Source organism: Nocardia thraciensis (genome assembly GCF_054782435.1).
In genome coordinates this window covers 24,727-42,140 of record NZ_BAAGSM010000051.1, presented here as the reverse complement: position 1 = coordinate 42,140, position 17,414 = coordinate 24,727, and the positions used below count along the sequence as shown (strand labels likewise).

Annotated in this window: 17 protein-coding genes; 4 read left to right on the top strand and 13 right to left on the bottom strand. The window is 70.0% G+C overall.

Translation table 11 applies throughout. From position 1 onward, the window contains the following. Positions 1–10: 10 nt before the first annotated feature. On the bottom strand, positions 11–838 hold the full coding sequence (locus ACYVLQ_RS30920; protein ID WP_460701066.1) for a siderophore-interacting protein: 828 nt from the start codon (positions 836–838) through the stop codon (positions 11–13). Positions 839–927: 89 nt separating this feature from the next. On the opposite strand from ACYVLQ_RS30920, the gene menD reads away from it, so the two are divergent. Continuing rightward, positions 928–2,553, top strand: a complete 1,626-nt coding sequence (gene menD / locus ACYVLQ_RS30915) for a 2-succinyl-5-enolpyruvyl-6-hydroxy-3-cyclohexene-1-carboxylic-acid synthase (protein ID WP_460701065.1) — start codon at positions 928–930, stop codon at positions 2,551–2,553. Between the two features lie 13 nt (positions 2,554–2,566). Here menD and ACYVLQ_RS30910 read toward each other — a convergent pair whose 3' ends face one another. Further along, positions 2,567–2,788: a hypothetical protein gene (locus ACYVLQ_RS30910; protein WP_460701064.1), complete on the bottom strand. Its 222-nt coding sequence runs from the start codon at positions 2,786–2,788 to the stop codon at positions 2,567–2,569. A gap of 108 nt (positions 2,789–2,896) precedes the next feature. Next, positions 2,897–3,130, bottom strand: coding sequence for a hypothetical protein (locus ACYVLQ_RS30905; protein WP_068027904.1), 234 nt, complete (start codon positions 3,128–3,130; stop codon positions 2,897–2,899). Positions 3,131–3,303: 173 nt separating this feature from the next. Here ACYVLQ_RS30905 and ACYVLQ_RS30900 point away from each other — a divergent pair, with 173 nt between their 5' ends. Continuing rightward, positions 3,304–3,885, top strand: a complete 582-nt coding sequence (locus ACYVLQ_RS30900) for a TIGR03086 family metal-binding protein (RefSeq protein WP_460701063.1) — start codon at positions 3,304–3,306, stop codon at positions 3,883–3,885. On the opposite strand, the gene ACYVLQ_RS30895 is transcribed toward ACYVLQ_RS30900, so the two are convergent. Both ACYVLQ_RS30895 and ACYVLQ_RS30890 read right to left on the bottom strand, forming a co-directional pair. Continuing rightward, positions 3,851–4,510 carry a TetR/AcrR family transcriptional regulator gene (locus ACYVLQ_RS30895; RefSeq protein WP_460701062.1) on the bottom strand — a complete coding sequence of 220 codons (660 nt, stop codon included), beginning with the start codon at positions 4,508–4,510 and terminating at the stop codon, positions 3,851–3,853. The genes ACYVLQ_RS30900 and ACYVLQ_RS30895 overlap by 35 nt on opposite strands. A gap of 237 nt (positions 4,511–4,747) precedes the next feature. Next, positions 4,748–5,362 carry a TetR/AcrR family transcriptional regulator gene (locus ACYVLQ_RS30890; protein ID WP_460701061.1) on the bottom strand — a complete coding sequence of 205 codons (615 nt, stop codon included), beginning with the start codon at positions 5,360–5,362 and terminating at the stop codon, positions 4,748–4,750. 83 nt (positions 5,363–5,445) lie between these two features. On the opposite strand from ACYVLQ_RS30890, the gene ACYVLQ_RS30885 reads away from it, so the two are divergent. Then, positions 5,446–6,480: an aldo/keto reductase gene (locus ACYVLQ_RS30885; RefSeq protein ID WP_460701060.1), complete on the top strand. Its 1,035-nt coding sequence runs from the start codon at positions 5,446–5,448 to the stop codon at positions 6,478–6,480. A 37-nt stretch (positions 6,481–6,517) separates the two neighbouring features. Here ACYVLQ_RS30885 and ACYVLQ_RS30880 read toward each other — a convergent pair whose 3' ends face one another. From ACYVLQ_RS30880 to ACYVLQ_RS30860, 5 genes are all read right to left on the bottom strand, one after another. Then, complete coding sequence (locus ACYVLQ_RS30880) at positions 6,518–10,705, bottom strand: molybdopterin-dependent oxidoreductase (RefSeq protein ID WP_460701059.1); 4,188 nt, start codon at positions 10,703–10,705, stop codon at positions 6,518–6,520. Positions 10,706–10,871: 166 nt separating this feature from the next. Continuing rightward, the gene (locus ACYVLQ_RS30875; protein ID WP_084520204.1) at positions 10,872–11,576 is read right to left on the bottom strand and encodes a demethylmenaquinone methyltransferase; all 705 of its coding nucleotides are present in this window, start codon (positions 11,574–11,576) and stop codon (positions 10,872–10,874) included. Between the two features lie 58 nt (positions 11,577–11,634). After that, positions 11,635–12,420: a 23S ribosomal RNA methyltransferase Erm gene (gene erm / locus ACYVLQ_RS30870; protein WP_460701058.1), complete on the bottom strand. Its 786-nt coding sequence runs from the start codon at positions 12,418–12,420 to the stop codon at positions 11,635–11,637. 299 nt (positions 12,421–12,719) lie between these two features. Beyond that, a complete protein-coding gene (locus ACYVLQ_RS30865; protein WP_460701057.1) occupies positions 12,720–13,862 on the bottom strand; it encodes a glycosyltransferase family 4 protein in 1,143 nt (380 codons plus the stop codon). Positions 13,863–13,955: 93 nt separating this feature from the next. Then, on the bottom strand, positions 13,956–14,369 hold the full coding sequence (locus ACYVLQ_RS30860) for a DUF3592 domain-containing protein (RefSeq protein WP_460701220.1): 414 nt from the start codon (positions 14,367–14,369) through the stop codon (positions 13,956–13,958). Between the two features lie 84 nt (positions 14,370–14,453). Here ACYVLQ_RS30860 and ACYVLQ_RS30855 point away from each other — a divergent pair, with 84 nt between their 5' ends. Continuing rightward, positions 14,454–14,960 (top strand): DUF2505 domain-containing protein, encoded by a 507-nt coding sequence (locus tag ACYVLQ_RS30855; RefSeq protein WP_460701056.1) that lies wholly within the window; start codon positions 14,454–14,456, stop codon positions 14,958–14,960. A gap of 71 nt (positions 14,961–15,031) precedes the next feature. Here the strand turns inward: ACYVLQ_RS30855 and ACYVLQ_RS30850 are convergent, their stop codons facing one another. From ACYVLQ_RS30850 to ACYVLQ_RS30840, 3 genes are all read right to left on the bottom strand, one after another. Then, positions 15,032–15,481, bottom strand: coding sequence for a VOC family protein (locus tag ACYVLQ_RS30850; protein WP_460701055.1), 450 nt, complete (start codon positions 15,479–15,481; stop codon positions 15,032–15,034). A 47-nt stretch (positions 15,482–15,528) separates the two neighbouring features. Further along, positions 15,529–15,960: a helix-turn-helix domain-containing protein gene (locus ACYVLQ_RS30845; RefSeq protein ID WP_460701054.1), complete on the bottom strand. Its 432-nt coding sequence runs from the start codon at positions 15,958–15,960 to the stop codon at positions 15,529–15,531. Positions 15,961–16,032: 72 nt separating this feature from the next. After that, entirely contained in the window at positions 16,033–17,331 is a 1,299-nt protein-coding gene (locus ACYVLQ_RS30840) for a geranylgeranyl reductase family protein (RefSeq protein WP_460701053.1), read from the bottom strand. Positions 17,332–17,414: the final 83 nt, after the last annotated feature.

Sequence of the window (17,414 nt, the reverse complement as noted above, 5' to 3'; positions counted from 1 at the left end):
GGCGGGGCGCCTACATTTCGCCCGCGGCCTTGCCGATGCGCCAGTAGCCGGTGAACGTGATGTCCGCCTTGGGAACTCCGCGTTCGTTGGCCAGGTGCCGACGCATTCCCGCGGCCAGCTTCTGCTCCCCCGCCACGAAGGCGTAGACGCCCTGCGCGGGCACCTCCGCGGCGCGCACGGCCGCGAGGGCCGGTCCGCCGATCTCGGTGGTGGGATCGGTGCGCGCCAGCCAATGCACCTGCACGCCTTCGGGTTCGCCCAGTTCCTGCGCGTCGTCCGGGTGGGCGATCTCGAGGAACGCCGCCCCGCGCAGATCCCGGGGCGCCGACCGCAGCACGCCCGCGATGGCGGGTAGCGCGGTCTCGTCACCGACCAGCAGCGACCACGAACTGTGCTGTGGCGCTTGGTACATGATGCCCTCGTCGAGCAGGCCCGCCGGGCTGCCGACGGCGGCGGTGCTCGCCCACTCGCAGGCGGGTGTGTCCTCGCCGTGCATGGCGAAATCGATATCCAGCTCGGCGGTCTCGCCGAACTGGCCCTGCCCGGCCGGGCGGAACTCGCGCACCGTGTAGTTGCGCACCACCGGCCGGTGTTCCTTGCGCATCGCCAGATACTGCGCGTACCAGAGATTGCTGGCCGCGGTCGGCAGCCGCAGGCCGTTGCGGCCCGGCAGGAACAGCCGGAACCACTGGTCGAACCCCATCGGGGCGAACCCGCCCAGCCCCGCGCCACCCAGGGTGACGCGGACGAAATTCGGGCTGACCCGCTTACTCGCGAGGACCTCGGCGGTGAGAATTTCCCGATTCTCGGGCTTGAGGTATTTGGTGCGCTTGGCCATGGTTGTTAGGTTAGCAAACCCTAACTTGCGGGGTCACGTGTGAGCGGGTCGACTCCCCACGGCGACTCACTGTCTGGGAGGCTGGGGGCGTGAATCCTTCGACAGCACAGGCGCAGGTCGTCGTGGACGAACTGGCGCGCGGGGGTGTGCGGGATGTCGTGCTGTGTCCCGGTTCGCGAAATGCCCCGCTGGCCTTCGCCTTACAGGCCGCCGACGCCGCCGGTCGGCTGCGGCTGCATATGCGCGTCGACGAGCGCACCGCGGGATTCCTGGCGATCGGCCTGGCCGTCTCCAGCGACCGCCCGGTGCCGGTGGTGATGACCTCGGGCACGGCCGTGGCGAATCTCGGGCCCGCCGTGCTGGAGGCCAACTACGCCCGCCAGCCGCTGATCGTGCTGAGCGCGAACCGACCCTACGAGATGCTGGGCAGCGGGGCCAATCAGACCGTCGAGCAGTTCGGCCTGTTCGGCAGCCAGGTCCGCGCCGCTATCAGCCTGGGCCTGGCGGAGGTCGAGGACGGCTACCGGCGGCAGAACAGCGTGTGGCGGGCGGCCGTGTGCCGCGTGCTGGCCGCCGCCCGCGGCACCCGGTCCGGAAACGCCGGTCCCGTGCACTTCGATATCCCGTTGCGGGAGCCGCTGGTTCCCGACGCGCTCCCGGACGAGGCGTTCCCGGACGGGCGTGCCGAGGGCAGGCCCTGGACCGCGACGCAGTATGCGACGCTGGACGTGCCGCTGGAGATCGACCTGACGCCGGACACGGTGGTCGTATCGGGTCACGGCGCTGGGCACCGGCCCGAGCTGGCGCAGCTGCCGACGGTCGCCGAGCCCACCGCGCCGATGCACGGCCCCGCGCTGCATCCGATGGCGCTGTCGCTGCTGCGGCCGCGCCAGGCCATCATCACCGGGCGCCCCACCCTGCACCGGCAGGTGTCGAAGGTGCTCGCAGACCCGGATGTGACGGTCTTCGCGCTGACGACCGGTCCGCGCTGGCCCGATGTGTCCGGCAATGTGGTCGGTACCGGGACGCGCGCCACCACCAGCGGTGCGCCGCGCCGCGAGTGGATCGACCGCTGCGCCGAGATGAACGCGAAGGCCTGCCAGGTGGTGCGGTCCGAGTTGGCCAACCATCCCAAGCCGACGGGGCTGCACGTCGCGGCCGTGGTCATGGACTCGCTGCTGGAGGGTGACCAGCTGCTGCTGGGCGCGTCGAATCCGGTGCGCGACGCCGCGCTGGTGTCATATCCGCGGCCGGGCGTGAGGGTGCTGTCCAACCGGGGCGTGGCCGGTATCGACGGCACCGTGTCGACCGCGGTGGGCGCCGCGCTGAGCCACCCGGGGCGGACCGTCGCGCTGATCGGCGACCTCACCTTCCTGCACGACGCGTCCGGGCTGCTGCTCGGCCCCGGGGAGCCGCGCCCGGCCGATCTGACGATCGTCGTCGCCAACGACGACGGCGGCGGCATCTTCGAACTCCTGGAACAGGGCGACCCGCAGTACGCGGGGGTGTTCGAGCGCGTGTTCGGTACGCCGCACGGCATGGATCTCGCGGCGCTGTGCGCCGCCTACCGCATCCCGCATCGGCAGATCGACCCGGACGAACTGGCCGTGGATCTCGCCGGGCATGCGCACGGCATCCGCGTGCTGGAGGTGGCGACCGAACGGTCCAGCCTCCGCGAGCTGCACGCCGCGGTGCGCGCGGGGATCGACGGTTGACCCCAGGCCGCCGTCAGTAGGCGGCGTCCTCGTCGCCGTTCTCGTAGTCGTCCTCGATCGGTACCGGGATGGACTGGTCGATCACGTCGGCCTCGGCGGCCTCCCGTTCGGCCGTGCCGACCGGGGTGTCGGTGTCGTCGTCCTCGGCATCGGGATACGCGGGGACCGTCTGTTCCATGTAATCGGCTTCCGGAACTGTATCGATGGCGTCGGCATCGAGGGTGCGATCGGTCATCGGATGCTCCTTTCCGCTGGCGGTCCGATATGCCAGGCCGTGTGGTCGGCACCATCGAGGATGCGCCGACCGGACGGGACTGGCAACCTTACCGCCAATTGTCCTCGGTCACTCGCCGGGGCGCGGTCCGCCGTCGGCCGGATACTCGACCAGCGCCAGCGTGCGCCCGGCCATGAACCGCGCGGTCCGCACGGCCGTGCCGGAGCGCGTGATCTCGCTGACCTCCACGACCCCGCGCGCGATGCGGACCTCGACCCGCCGCCCGGCCCGGGTCGCGGTCACCTCGTATTGACGCGACCCGTCGCCGGTGTCGACGACGATTTCTACTCGATCACCCTTCATCCTCCAATTATCCTCGCTACCAGCGGCTTTCGCAGCTAACGAGTGGGTTGCGACATCGGTCCGCACATGCAGGCGCAAGGTCGCGAGCGTCGGAGCGATGAATTCCGGTGACTCACGTCGTCTCTTCGTGCGAGTGCCCGCACAGCGGGATGTCATGCGAGCAGGAGGCGATCATGACCCAGCCAGCATTCGATCTGGAGGCGGCCGTGACGGGGCTGGAGGCGGTCCTCGCAGGTATAGCCGATGATCAACTGGACGCCCCGACGCCGTCCGATCTTGCCGTGCGCGAGTTGCTGATCCACGTGATCGACCTCACCGAGGCGTTCCGGCAGGCGGCGACCAAGGAGTCGATCGGCCGTTCGGCACCGCCGGAGACCGGGTCGCACCGGGTGCTGGCGGACGACTGGCGGACCCGGGTTCCGGCACAGTTGAAGGCACTGGTGGCGGCCTGGCGAGAGCCGGGCGCCCGGGACGGGAACACCGAGGCGGGCGGGGTGGAGATGCCCGCCGCCGTGATGGCCGTGGTCGCGCTCGACGAACTCGTCATCCACGGTTGGGATCTCGCCCGTGCCACCGGCCAGGCCTATCAGCCCGCCGAGCAGGACCTGACGGTCCTACTGGACATGCTGCGCGACACCCCTGCCGAGGGCACGCCCGGCCTGTTCGGCCCGACCGTCGAGGTGCCTGATGATGCGCCGCTGTGGGACCGCGTGCTCGGACTCACCGGCCGCGATCCGGCGTGGACCGCCGCCTGAGCCGTCCCGCCGTCGCGCGGGCCGGGCCCTGGTACGGCGATTCGTGCGGGCCCAGCAGGGAATCCGCCAGGCGCGCGGCGACGTCCGCGGTCAGCGGCAGCCGGGCGACGGCCAGGCGGTACCACAGGACGCCGTACGCTTGATCGACCAGTAGTTCCGGATCGGTGCCCGCGCGCAGCTCGCCGCGCGTGCCGGCGCGGTCGAAGATGCGGCGCAGGATCGCGCGGCGGTCGCGGGCGAAGTCTGCGAGCAGATCCGTTGTCGCCGGGTCGGTCTGGGCCTCGGCGAGCACGGCGCGCAGCAGGGCGGCGGCCGTCGGTGTCGCCGCCGCGGTGAATGTGGCGGTCAGGAAGGTCGTCAGATCCTCGCGCAGGGCGCCGGTGTCGCGGTCGGGGGCGCTGCTGCGAGCCCACTCGGTCATCGCCTCCAGCAGCACCGCTCCTTTCGAGGGCCACCAGCGGTAGATCGTCTGCTTGCTCACTCCCGCCGCCGTCGCGATCTCGGCCGTGGTCACCGCGGTGCCGTCCGATCGGGTCAGCAATTCCGTCGCCGCGTCCAGGATGGCCCGGCGGGCGGCATCGTTGCGGCGGCGGCCGGTATGCGTGCGGGGGGATGGGGTCGGCATGCGGCCAGCGTAATGGTTGACGGAACTATTGGTACCCACAAGAATGGTTGTCGAGACCATCGGTACCTATAGGAGTGGTAGCAGCATGGCCTCGACAACGTTGTGGCGGCTCCCGAAGTTCAACAGCTGGAACGTGCGAATGCTGGGCACCGATCTGCTCACCGTCCGGATTGCTCTGGACGGCGTGTGAGGGATCTACCACCTGCGGACCTCGCCTGCCGGGCCGGCTTCGCCTCGCTAGCGGGATGTTGTGGTGAACAGTCCGGCGCGGGCCGCGACCGCAGCGGCGTCGGCCGCCGCGGTCGCGGCATTGTCGTCTATCGGGTCGCCGCTGGCCAGGAGACGGTAGTAGAGGGGCGCGGAGACGGCGGAAAGGACTGCGCGGGGGTTGGTTTCGGCGGGGAGTTCGCCGCGCTCGATCGCGGCGTGCACGCATGGTGACCACTCGGTGAGGCGGGCGTCGTAGAAGCGGCGCAGGGCCTCGGCGGTCTCCGGGTCGGAGGTCGCCGCGGCGACAAGGGATTTGAACAGCAGGCCCTGGCGGGGATCGGTGAGGGTCGCGGCTACGAGGCGGGCGTTGGCGAGCAGGTCGCCGCGCAGCGAACCGGTATCGGCATGGGGGAGCGAGGTTTCCGCCATTTCCGTCAGGACGTCCGCGACCAAGCCCGCGGGCGTGCGCCAGCGCCGATAGACCGTGGTCTTGCCGACCCCGGCCCGCGCTGCCACCTCGGCCAGGTCCAGGTCGGCGAAGCCGCGTTCGGCCAGCAGGTCGCCCGCGGCGCGGAGGACGGCCTCGCGGACGCGGGCTGTGCGGCCGCCGGGACGCAGCGAACCGGGGGTGTCGGAGGTCATAATAGGTCTCCAGTTCCATTAGCGGCAGATCCCGTGTACCGTCAGTATAGTTAATGAAACACAGGTTCCGTTAGGAGAGGGTCATGGAATATCGGCGGCTGGGTGATTCGGGTCTGCTGGTACCGGCGTTGAGCTTCGGCGCGGGCACCTTCGGTGGTCGGGGCGAGCTGTTCGGGGCGTGGGGCGACACCGATGCGCGGCAGGCCCGCAGGCTGGTCGACATCAGTCTGGAGGCGGGCGTGACCATGTTCGACACCGCGGACGTGTATTCGAACGGCGCCTCGGAGGAGGTGCTGGGTGCGGCGATCGAGGGTCGGCGCGACGAGGTCCTGCTGTCCACCAAGTCCACGCTGCCCATGGGTCCCGGACCCTACGATGCCGGATCCGGGCGCGCCCGGCTGATCCGTGCGGTGGAGGCCTCGATGCGGCGACTGGGTACCGAGTACATCGACCTCTTCCAGTTGCACGCCTTCGACGCCGCCACCCCGGTCGAGGAGGTGCTGCACGCCTTGGACGATCTGGTCCGGGCAGGGAAGATCCGCTACGTCGGCGCGTCCAACTTCGCGGGCTGGCAGCTGATGAAATCGCTCGCGGCCGCGGATGCGCACGGCCTGCCCCGCTACATCGCGCATCAGGTGTACTACTCGCTCGTCGGCCGCGACTACGAGTGGGAGCTGATGCCGCTCGGTCGCGATCAGGGCGTCGGCGCGATGGTCTGGAGTCCGCTGGGCTGGGGTCGGCTGACCGGCAGGATTCGTCGCGGGCAGCCGCTCCCGGAGGGCAGCCGCCTGCACAAGACCGCCGACGCCGGTCCGCCGGTGGACGACGAACTGCTCTACGACGTCGTCGATGTCCTAGACGAGGTCGCCGCCGAGACGGGGCGGACCATCCCGCAGATCGCTCTGAACTGGCTGCTCTCGCGCCCGACCGTCGCCACGGTCCTCGTCGGCGCCCGCAACGAGGACCAACTGCGCCAGAACCTCGGCGCCGTCGGCTGGCAGCTGACCGCCGACCAGATCGCCCGCCTGGACAAGGCCAGCGCCGTCACCCCGCCCTACCCCTACTACCCGTACTACCGCCTGCCCGACTTCACCCGCCTCAACCCGCCGATCGTCTGACCGAAGGAGCAGCGACCTCGCCATCCCGGCAGCGCTCTCAATACACGTCGCGCACGTATCGCTTTTCCGCCACGAGGCGCTTGCGGAAGGCCAGGGCTTGCTGCTCGTCCAGCTTGCCGTGGATCTGGGCGATGGTCAGCAGGGCCTCGTCGACATCGCGGGCCATGCGGCTGGCGTCGCCGCAGACGTAGAGGTGTGCGCCGTCGGAGAGCCAGGCCCACAGCTCCGCGCCGTGCTCGATCATCCTGTGCTGCACGTAGATCCGCTCCCGTTGATCGCGGGAGAAGGCCAGGTCCAGCCGGGTCAGGAAGCCGGTGCGGAACATGTCCTCGAGTTCGTCGCGGTAGTAGAAGTTGTCCGCCGCGTGCTGGTCGCCGAAGAACAGCCAGTTGGCGCCGCGGCAGCCGAGGGCCCGGCGCTCGTGCAGAAATCCGCGGAACGGTGCGATGCCGGTGCCCGGCCCGACCATGATCATCGCCATGTTCGGGTCCAGCGGCGGGCGGAAATGCGGTGCGCGCTGTAGGAATACGGGTACGACGGCATCCTGGCAGCGGTCGGCGAGGAAGGTCGAGCAGACGCCGCCGCGGTCGCCGTAGCGCAGTACGCCGACGGTCAGCTGCACCTCGTGCCGATCGATCAGCGGACTGGAGGAGATCGAATACTGGCGCGGCTGCAGCTTTTTCAGCGCGCCCAGCCATTCCACGAGATCGGCCCGGACCGGGAAGTCACGCAGGACGTCGACCGCCTGCCGGTCCCACAGGTAGCCCTCCAGCTCGTTGCGATTGTCGCGGCGCAACAGCTTGGCCAGCCGGGGGCTGGGATTGTGTTCGGCGACGAAGGCCAGCAGGTCGCGGCTGACCTTGGCGATGTCGTAGTGCGAGCGCAGCGCCTGTGCCAGCGGCACTTCCCGGTCGTCCAGCTCGATAACGCGCCGCCCGTCCAGCCCGGTGACCTCGAGCCATTCGCCCACCAACTCGTCGCCCACGGTGGGCCACACGCCCAGCGAGTCGCCGACCTCGTAGGAGGCATCGAGTCCGCGCAGATCGAATCCGACCTGCCGCACCTCTTTCCCAGCCCCGGGCCGCGACAGCAGGGTATTGCGGACCAGCGGTGCCGCCAGCGGAGCGTTGCGCGTGAACGGTGCGACGGTCCGCCGAGCATGTCCGGAAGCGGGCGCGTCGGCGGGCGCCAGCGCCACAGCCGCGGCACTTGACGCCGTAGCCGGGAGACTTGATCCCGCGGCCGGGGTGCCCGGGCCGGTGCCCGATCTGGAAGCGGGACCCGTTGCGGTGGAACCATCCTCGGTGTCGTCGCCGAGCGTGGTCAGCACCTCGTCGAGCCAGCGCTCCGATGCCTCGTCGTGGTCGGGCTCGCTGTCGACGCGCGGCAGCAGGCGGGTGGCGCCGCGCTCGGACAGCGTCCGGTCCAGCGTGCGGCCGTGGCCGCAGAAGTCGTCGTAGGAGGAGTCGCCCAGGGCGAAGACCGCGAACCGCAGTCCGTTCAACCGGATCGCGCTGTCGTGCAGGCGATCCCAGAAGTCCGCTCCGTTGTCCGGCGGTCCGCCGTCGCCGAAGGTGCTGGTGATCACCAGCGCGTCGCCGGTGAGGTCGGTCAGCTCGCAGGAGTCCATGTCGAGCAGCCTCGGGGCATAACCTGATTCGGCCAGCCGCGCCGCGGCCGATGCGGCCAGCTCTTCGGCCGTGCCGGTCTGCGACGCCCACAGCACCGTGATCGGCCGTGGCGCCGAACTGTTTTCGGCCGTGTCGAATCCTCCGGCCCGGGAGTACATCCCGGCGAGCAGCCCGTTGATCCACACTCGGCTGTGCGAGGACAGCGGTGCGGTCTCGGGCAGCACCGGCTGGCCCTGCACCGGCAGCGTGTGCAGCGCGGCCAGGTATCCGCCGAGATAGACGCGTTCGGTCTCGGACAGCGTCGGTGGCGTCGAGGTGTCCAGGCCCAGTATGGCGGCGAGGGGATGTCCGGACCCGTCGGCGACCGGGAGCGCGGGTCGGCCGGTGTCGGCCGAGTCGGCGGGTTCCGGCACCGTCGCGACCCGCCGCAGGGCGACCGCGCACGCCTTGAATTCCGGTTGCAGCGAATCCGCGTCGACGGCGTCGTTGGTCACGGCGTTGACGGTGAGGTACTCGCCCTGTTCGTCGTTCCAGTGGAAGGGCGCGAAGCAGTCGCCGGGCCGCACCCGGTCGCTGATCTGCACGGGCAGCACGGCCCGCCCGCGGCGGGAGGCGATCTCGACCTGGTCCCCGGCGGCCAGCCCGATCCGCTCGGCATCGTCGGGATGCACCTCCACGAACGGCTTTCCGTTCAGCTTGTTCAGCTTCGCGATCCGGCCGGTCTTGGTCATGGTGTGCCACTGGTGCGGCAGACGGCCGGTGTTGAGCACGAACGGGTAGTCGTCGTCGGGCATCTCGTCCGGCGCCATATGCGGCCGCGGCCAGAACACCGCGCGGCGGCTCGGGGTGGCGAAGGCCAGCGCGGGCCGCCGCCCGTCGGCGTCGGTGAACAGCTCCTGGCTGACCCCGTCGTTGATGTAGCGGATCGGGTTGCGGGGCCGCGCCGGATCGGGACACGGCCACTGCGCGGGCCCTTCGCGCAGCGTGTCGTAACTGATCCCGCGCAGGTCGTAACCCGTTGCGGGATTGGCGAATCGGCGGATCTCGTCGAAGACCTCGGAACTCGCGGAGTAGTCGAACCCCTCGAAGCCCATGGCCGTGGCGACCTGGGCGATCAGCAACCAGTCCGGCCGGGCGTCACCGGGCGGATCGATCGAGCGCCGCAGCAGGGTGACGGTGCGCTCCGAATTCACCATCGTGGCATCGGATTCGGCCCACAGCGTGGCCGGCAGCAGCAGGTCGGCGTAGGCGTTGCTGGCCGTCTCGGTGTAGACGTCCTGCGCGATCACCAGGTCCGCGGCCTCCAGCCCCGCGATCACGGTCTTGCGATTCGCCACCGACGCAACGGGATTGCTGCAGACGATCCAGCACGCCTTGATCCGGCCCTCGGCGATCCCGCGGAACATCTCGATGGTCCCGGGGCCGGACCGGTCGCGGATCGTGCCGGGCTCGACCCCCCATTCGGTCTCGACGAAGGTCCGGTCGGCCGCCGAAAGCACGCTGCGCTGGCCGGGCAGCCCCGGGCCCATATAGCCCATTTCCCTGCCGCCCATGGCATTCGGCTGTCCGGTCAGCGAGAACGGCCCGCTGCCCGGACGGCAGATGGCGCCGGTGGCCAGGTGCAGATTGCACAGCGCGTTGGTGTTCCAGGTGCCGTGCGTGGACTGGTTGAGCCCCATCGTCCACAGCGACATCCACTCGCCCGCGGCGCCGATCCACCGTGCGGCCGTGCGGATGTCGTCCTCGGCCAGGCCGGTGATCTCGGCGACCCGGTGCGGTGGATAGTCGGCCAGGAACTCCTCCATCGCCGTCCAGCCCTCGGTGTGCTCGGCGATGAAATCCTTGTCGATGTCGCCGTTCTCGACCAGCAGATGCAGCAGGCCGTTCAGCAGCGCGAGGTCGGCGCCGGGCGCGATCTGGAGGAAAAGGTCTGCGTGCGCGGCGGTTTCGGTGCGCCGCGGGTCGACGACGATCACCTTGGCACCGGCCTTGCGGCGGTCGGCCATGCGCAGATACAGGATCGGATGGCAGTCGGCCATATTGGCGCCGATCACGAAGAACAGATCGGCCCGGTCGATATCGTCGTAGGACCCGGGCGGGCCGTCCGCGCCGAGCGACTGTTTGTATCCGGTGCCTGCGCTGGCCATGCACAGCCGCGAGTTCGCCTCGATGTGCACGGTGCGCAGATAACCCTTCGCGAGCTTGTTCGCCAGGTACTGCGCCTCCAGCGACATCTGGCCCGAGACGTACAGCGCGATGGCGTCGGGGCCGTGCTCGTCGAGTATCGAGCGCAGTCGCGCGGCGGCCTCGCGGATCGCGTCGTCGACCGGCACCGGCACGGGGGACTCCCCGCGTTCGGGCCGCCGGTGGGCCGTGGTCATCCGGCCCGGCGCTCGCATCAGGTCGGCGTGCGTGGCGCCCTTCGTGCACAGCCGCCCGGCATTGACCGGATGCAGCTTGTCGCCCTGAACCTTGGCGATCACCGGGGCGCCCTGGCCGTCGGCCGTGGTCTCGACGACGATGCCGCAGCCCACCCCGCAGTACGAGCACGCCGTTCGGGTCGTGCTCGAGCTGCCCGCCGCTGCCTCCGACATGTGTCCGATGATGTCCAGCCGGGATTGCGGCGAATTTACCGAAGGTTATCGCCAGGTGACGAAAGTTCTCACTCGTCGCCACCGTGCTTGTGAGGTCGGCGAAATGCCTGGTAGAACACCGATTCCGGCGCGCCGGGCGGCAGCTGTCGACGCAGGGTGAGCAGTGTCACCCCAATTTGTACGCCCGGTGCAGCGCGACGATCCCGTTGGTGAGGTTGCGCCACTTCACCGCCGACCACCCCGCGTCGGCGATCCGCATGGCCAGCTGCGGCTGGTTCGGCCACGCGCGGATCGACTCGGCGAGATAGACGTAGGCATCCGGATTGCTGCTCACCGTCCGCGCCACGCGCGGCAGCGCCCGCATCACGAATTCCATGTAGATCGTGCGGAACGGCGCGAACACCGGTGTGGAGAATTCCGCGATCACCAGTCGGCCGCCCGGCTTGGTGACGCGCAGCAGCTCGCGCAGGGCCTCGTCGGTGTCGGCGATATTGCGCAGCCCATAGGAGATGGTGACGGCGTCGAACGAATCGTTCGCGAACGGCAGCGCGGTGCCGTCGCCCGCCACCATCGGCACCTCGCGAAATCGTCCCGCGGCGAGCATGCCCTGGGAGAAGTCGGTGGCGACGCACCAGGCGCCGGACTTGGCCAGTTCCAGTGTGGACACGCCCGTCCCGGCCGCCAGGTCCAGCACCCGCTCACCCGGCCGCAGCTCCAGCGCCCGGCGGGTCGCCCAGCGCCAGTAGCGGTCCAGGCCGCCGGTCATCACCGTGTTGGTCAGGTCGTACCGCTTCGCCACCCCGTCGAACATGGACGCGACCTCGTGCGGCTGCTTGTCCAGCGATGCCCGAAACGACTCTGTTTTCGCCACGATCTCAGACACTAACGTGCAGGGGCCGCCCCCCGCACGAGACCTCCGTCGCACCCGGCTAGCGAGACAGCACGCGGAACAGAGTGGCCCAGGCGTTCGGGGGCACATGACCCACCACCTGGCCAGGGTCGACTTTCGCTGCGGCGCAAGCCCTTCGAACGGCGCCTGCCGGGTGCTCCCGGCGCAGCGAGGCGGCGAGCGAGCCGCCCACACCGGAGAAGCCGAGCTCCACCATGCGGCGATACTCCCCGGCGGCGGCGCGGGGGAGCAGCGGCTCGGTGCGGCGGCGCAGGTGCAGCACGGCGGCGTCGACCCGGGGCACCGGATGAAAACTGGTGCGGGCGACCTCGTCTCCCAACACCATCGACACCCAGGGCCAATGCTCGACGGTGAGTTTGGACCAGCGGCCGTAGGCGCCGGAGTGCTTGCGAGCGAACTCACGCTGGGTCAGCAGGGTGGCGGCGGTGAGGCCGCGCGCGGCCAGGCACCAGCGGACGATATCGGTGGTGCTGCCGAACGGCACATTGGCAACCACCGCGAAGGGTTCGCGCGGCGGGCGCACGGTCCGGAAATCCGCGTGGTGGAAGCTGGTTCGATCGTTCGACGCGTAGCGCCGGCGCAGTCGCCCGGCGTAGTGGGCGTCCTTCTCGTAGGCCAGCACGCGAGCACCGGCCGCGAGGATGTGCCGGGTCAGCATGCCGTCGCCGGGACCGATCTCGAGGATCAGGTCGCCGGGCGCGGCGCCGGAGGTGCGCACGATCATCGCCGCGGCGCGGGCGTCGATCAGGAAATTCTGGGACAGCGTCTTGCGCGCGCTACGGACGCGCGACAGTGGGCGGGACATGGGTGTCCTCCGAACGGAGCGGTCGAATCAGGAAGAGTTGATTCGCCCGGACCCACGCCGAGGCGCACGAGAATCGGCCGAGCGGCCGTCGGTGAGTTCTCCGGACTATCGGATGCGGAGAACGATGCGATGCGCGGGCAGGGTCCAGGCCGCATCACGCAGCCGCACGAAGTACGCGCCGACCGCGCATGCGCCGCTCACGCCTGAACCTCCCATGCCGGACAGGTTAGACAGCGCCACGCCCGCTCGCCACCGAATTTCCGGCATGCCGGAAACACGGTGTGCCCGGGCGGGAGTGGTCAGGCGGTGCGGTAGAGGCTGTCCGTGTCCGTGCCGAGTACATCCGCGTAGTGGCCCAGGAGTTCCGTGCAGATCGCGGGCCAGGTGCGGTGCAGTACGGATTTGCGGGCGGAGCCGGAGAAGCGCGATCGCAGCGCCGGATCCCGCAGGGCCGCCACCGCGCTGGGCAGCAACTCGGTGAACCGGTCCACCGGCAGCAGATATCCGTTGCGGCAGTGCGAAATCAGGTCCCGGGGGCCGCCCGCGTCCGGACCGACTACCGGCAGCCCGCACGCCAGCGCCTCCTGCACACCCTGGCAGAACGTCTCGTGCTCGCCGGGATGCACCATCACGTCGAGGCTGGCGTAGGCCTGGGCGAGTTCCGCGCCGTCGAGTTCGCCGGTGAACACCGCCGACGGCAGCCGCCGGGCCAGCCGGGCGCGCTCCGGTCCGTCGCCCACCACGACCAACCGGATATCCGGATCGTCGGCGAGCACCGCCAGCCGGTCCACATGCTTCTCCGGTGCCAGGCGCCCGACGAAGCCGACGATCAACCGGCCGTCCGGCGACCACTCCCGTCGCAATGCCGCGCGCCGCGCGGACGGGGTGAACCGCACCGTGTCCACCCCGCGTGCCCAGCGGTGCACCCGCGGAATGCCATGCCGCGCAAGATCTTCCGCGGCGGCAGTGGACGGCGCCAGGGTGCGCGCCGCCCGCGTGTGGATGCGCCGCGTCCATGCCCACGCCGCCCGCCGCGCGGGACCGAGCCCATAGCTGGCGGCGAATCCGGCGACATCGGTCTGAAAAACCGCCACGGCGGGCAGATCCAGCCGCAGCGCCGCCGCGAGGCCCCCGGCGCCGAGCAGGAACGGCGACGCCAGATGCACGACATCCGCGTCGAATTCGTCGATGGCCGCGGTGATCCCGGGTTGCGGCAGGCCCACCGGCAGCGAGCTGACCTTCGGCACCATCACCGCCGGGACCCGCAGCACCGGGAACCGCCCGTGCTCACGCGGCGCGGGCGGCAACCCGCCCGGAGTGTCCGGCGCGATCACGAGCGCCTCGTGACCGTGGCGATCCAGGTGCTCGAGCACCTGCAGCACGGAGTTGACGACGCCGTTCATATTCGGCAGAAACGACTCCGCGACAATCGCTACACGCACACCTCGAGTGTGATCACCTCAGGACGCAGAGCCGCCACGCCGACATGACACGCACCCGAAGTTCGAGCAAACAGTGCACGACGCGCGGCCGGATCACTCCTGATCGCGGCGCTCCATCCGGCGCAGCAGCCATAGCGTCGGCAGCGCCAAGGCCCAGGCCACCACGATCACCGACAGCGCGGGAATGATCGCGACCCGCGCGTCGCGACCGGCGACGCGCACCAGTTCCGGATCCTGCCTGCTGTATTCGACGTTGATGCGTTCGCCCGCGGTCAACTTCGTCGGATACAGCACGCCCACCTTCGGATTGCGCGTCACGCCGTCGGGCGTCACGTACGTGACCGCCGAGCGCAGCCGCCCCGCCGACAACACCTCGGCGCTGGTGACGCCCTTGTCGGAATTGATCAGCAAGTCGTCGCGCCAGGCCGCCAGCACCAGCAGCACCGCCAGCACACTCACCGCCGTCGCGGCCACCAGGACGCCGATCCTGGTGCGCCGCAAGCGCATCGGGCGACGCCCGATGCGCTGATCAGACTGGGTGGTTTCCGACACCGCACAAGGCTATGGCATGGCTCGGATAGCGTGTGCCCCATGTCCCGTAAATTCAGCTTCACCGTGTCCTACAGCGTTCCGGTAGAAGAGCTTCACCGGGCGATCACCAGCGACGAGATGTGGCAGGCCAGGTTCGACGGCGCCGAGACCGCCACACTGGACCTGTCCCACCCCGACGGTCCGGGCACCATCCGCGTGCACATGACCGAACGCGCACGTCAGGACAAGATTCCGGCCATCGTCCGCAAGGTCCTCAAGAGCGAGCTCGAGCTCGAGCGCATCGACAACTGGGGCCCGCTCGAGGGCGACACCGCCAAGGGCAGCTTCACCGGCGCCTCGAAGGGCGTCACCACCGAGATGGCGGGCGCCTACGAGCTGCGGCCCACCGCGGAGGGCTCGCAGATCGAGGTCTCCGGCACGGTATCGGTCAAGGTTCCGCTGGTCGGCGGCGCCATCGAACCGCTGGCCGAGCAGCTGCAGCAGCGGGTGGTCAACAGCGAGCGCAAGTTCATCGAGCAGTGGCTCGGAGCCAAGACCGACGCCTGAGCGCACCTACGAACAGGGCCGCGAACCTCGCTGCTGGCATCGCCCGCGGAAGCTCGCGGCCCGCACGGGTCCTACTCCTGGGACCAATCCACCGCCGCGGGATCGAACTCCCGCTTCTCCACCAGCACCAGCCAGTTCCCGGAGTTGTCACGCATGACCGCCTCGACTCCGTAGGGACGCTCGGACGGCGGCTGCACGAATTCCACGCCCTTGGCCGACAACTCCTCATAGGCCTTTTGACAGTCGTCGGTGTTCAGGCCGAGCGCGCCCATGGTGCCGTTGCCGAGCGATCGGCGGATGGCATCGGCCATGGTCTCGTCCAGCGGCGGGCCCGGCACCATGAGCGTCACCTCCAACTCCGGATGCTCCGGCTGCGTCACGGTGACCCAGCGAAAGCCGCTGTCGCCCATGGACACATCGGCGGACTCCACGAATCCCAGCTTGTCGATGTACCACTGCTTGGCCGCGGTCTGATCGGTCACGTACACGGTGACCAGCGAAACGTTCTTGATGGTTGCCATGCGGTAAGGCTATGGAAGGCATGCGGCGGGCGCTTCTCCGAAATTGCTCAATCCGGGAACTTGCGGTCCGACAACCCGTGCATGAAGACGTAGCAGCCCGGAATTCGGGGTGCGCCCGCTGCGGCGAACTTGGCCTGGTAGGCCGAGGGGGACATGCCCACCAGCTCGGTGAATTTGCGGCTGAACGAGCCCAGGCTGGTGTATCCGACCAGCATGCAGGCCTCGGTGACGGTGACATTGGTGGCGCGCAGCAGGTCCTGGGCACGCTCGATGCGCCGCTCGGCCAGATACAGCGCCGGGGTCTTGCCGTAGGTGGCCGCGAAACTGCGCAGGAAGTAGTACTTCGACACCCCGGCCGCGGTGGCCAGCGCCTCCAGATCCAGCGGCTCGGCATAGTTGCGGTCCGCCAGGTCGCGCGCCCGCCGCAGATGCGGCAGCAGATCCAGCGGCGGCGTCTCCGAATGCCGACGATCGGTCACTGTTCGATCATCCCTCGAGGTGCCGACAGATTTCGCCCCCGTGTGCGGAATCCGCTGGTCGGCACGCATCCGTCAGGTGAAGGGCGGCAACTCGTCGGCGCGCATCGAGGCCCGGCCCGCCGCCCGCCACGCCCGCGCGGTGAGATCGGCGTCCTCCTCGGTGACCAGGTTGCCCATCACCCGGACCGCGGTGCGCTGCAGGTACTTCGACCGCATGACCGGCGGGCCGCCGGTCGGCACCATGCGCGGATGGGTGGCCAGCGCGGCGATCCGGCGCGCGACCGAGAACGTGCGGCCGTAGCGGGCCCGCAGCAGATCCGGCCACAGGGTGGTCAGGTCCGGCTCGTCGAGCAGCCCGGCCAGCAGGTGCCCGCCCTCCAGGCCGTAGTCGATGCCCTCGCCGTTGAGCGGGTTCACGCAACCGGCGGCATCGCCCACCAGCGCCCAGTTGCGACCGGCGACCGTCGACACCGCGCCGCCCATCGGCAGCAGCGCAGAGGCCACCGCGCGGGTCTCGCCCTCGAACTCCCACTCCGCGCGCCGCAGCGAAACATAATGTTGCAGCAGCGGTTTCAGCGCGACGCGCGAGGGCCGCCGCTCGGTGGCCAGCGACCCGACACCGATATTGACCTCCCCGTTGCCGAGCGGGAACACCCATCCGTACCCGGGCACCAGGGTGTTCTCGGCGTCGCGCAGTTCCAGATGGGAGGTGATCCATTCGTCGTCGCTGCGGGCCGACTTGATGTACGCGCGGGCGGCGACGCCGTAGGCGAATCGGCGATGCCAGGTGCGTCCCAACAGCTTGCCGACGGGGGAGCGGACCCCGTCGGCCACGATCAGGATCCGGCAGCCGATCTCGCGGGCGCCCGCATCGGTGCGCACGGTGACGCCCGTGACCCGGTCCCCGGCGCGCGCCACGTCGACCACGCGCACCCCGTCGACCATCCGGGCACCCCACTTCACCGCGGTCTCGCGCAGCTTGTCGTCGAGTTCGGTTCGGGCGACGGCACTTCCGTAGCTCGGAAACGAGCCGTCCGGCCAGGTCAGCAGGGCCTCGCGGCCGAATCCGGTCATCCGCAGCCCGCGATTGACCGTGTGCGCGCGCACCCATTCGCCCAATCCCAGGTGTTCCATCTCGGCCGTCGCCCGCGGCGTCAGACCGTCCCCGCAGGTCTTGTCGCGCGGGAACACCGCGGCGTCGATCAGCAGTACGTCGCGTCCGGACCGCGCCGCCCAGGCGGCCGCCGCCGACCCCGCCGGACCCGCGCCGACCACCAGCACGTCGGCATGCCGGGGCAACGCGTCCGGGGAGCGCCCCCGCGCGTCCGCTGCTGAATCACCGCTCGCGGTACTGGCATCCGCTGCACCCATGGGCTCAATACTCGCAGCACCGGTCCGGGAGTGTCGACGGTGCCGCCGGTTCGGGCGGCTCGCGCGAGCGGAAATGCTGGCTG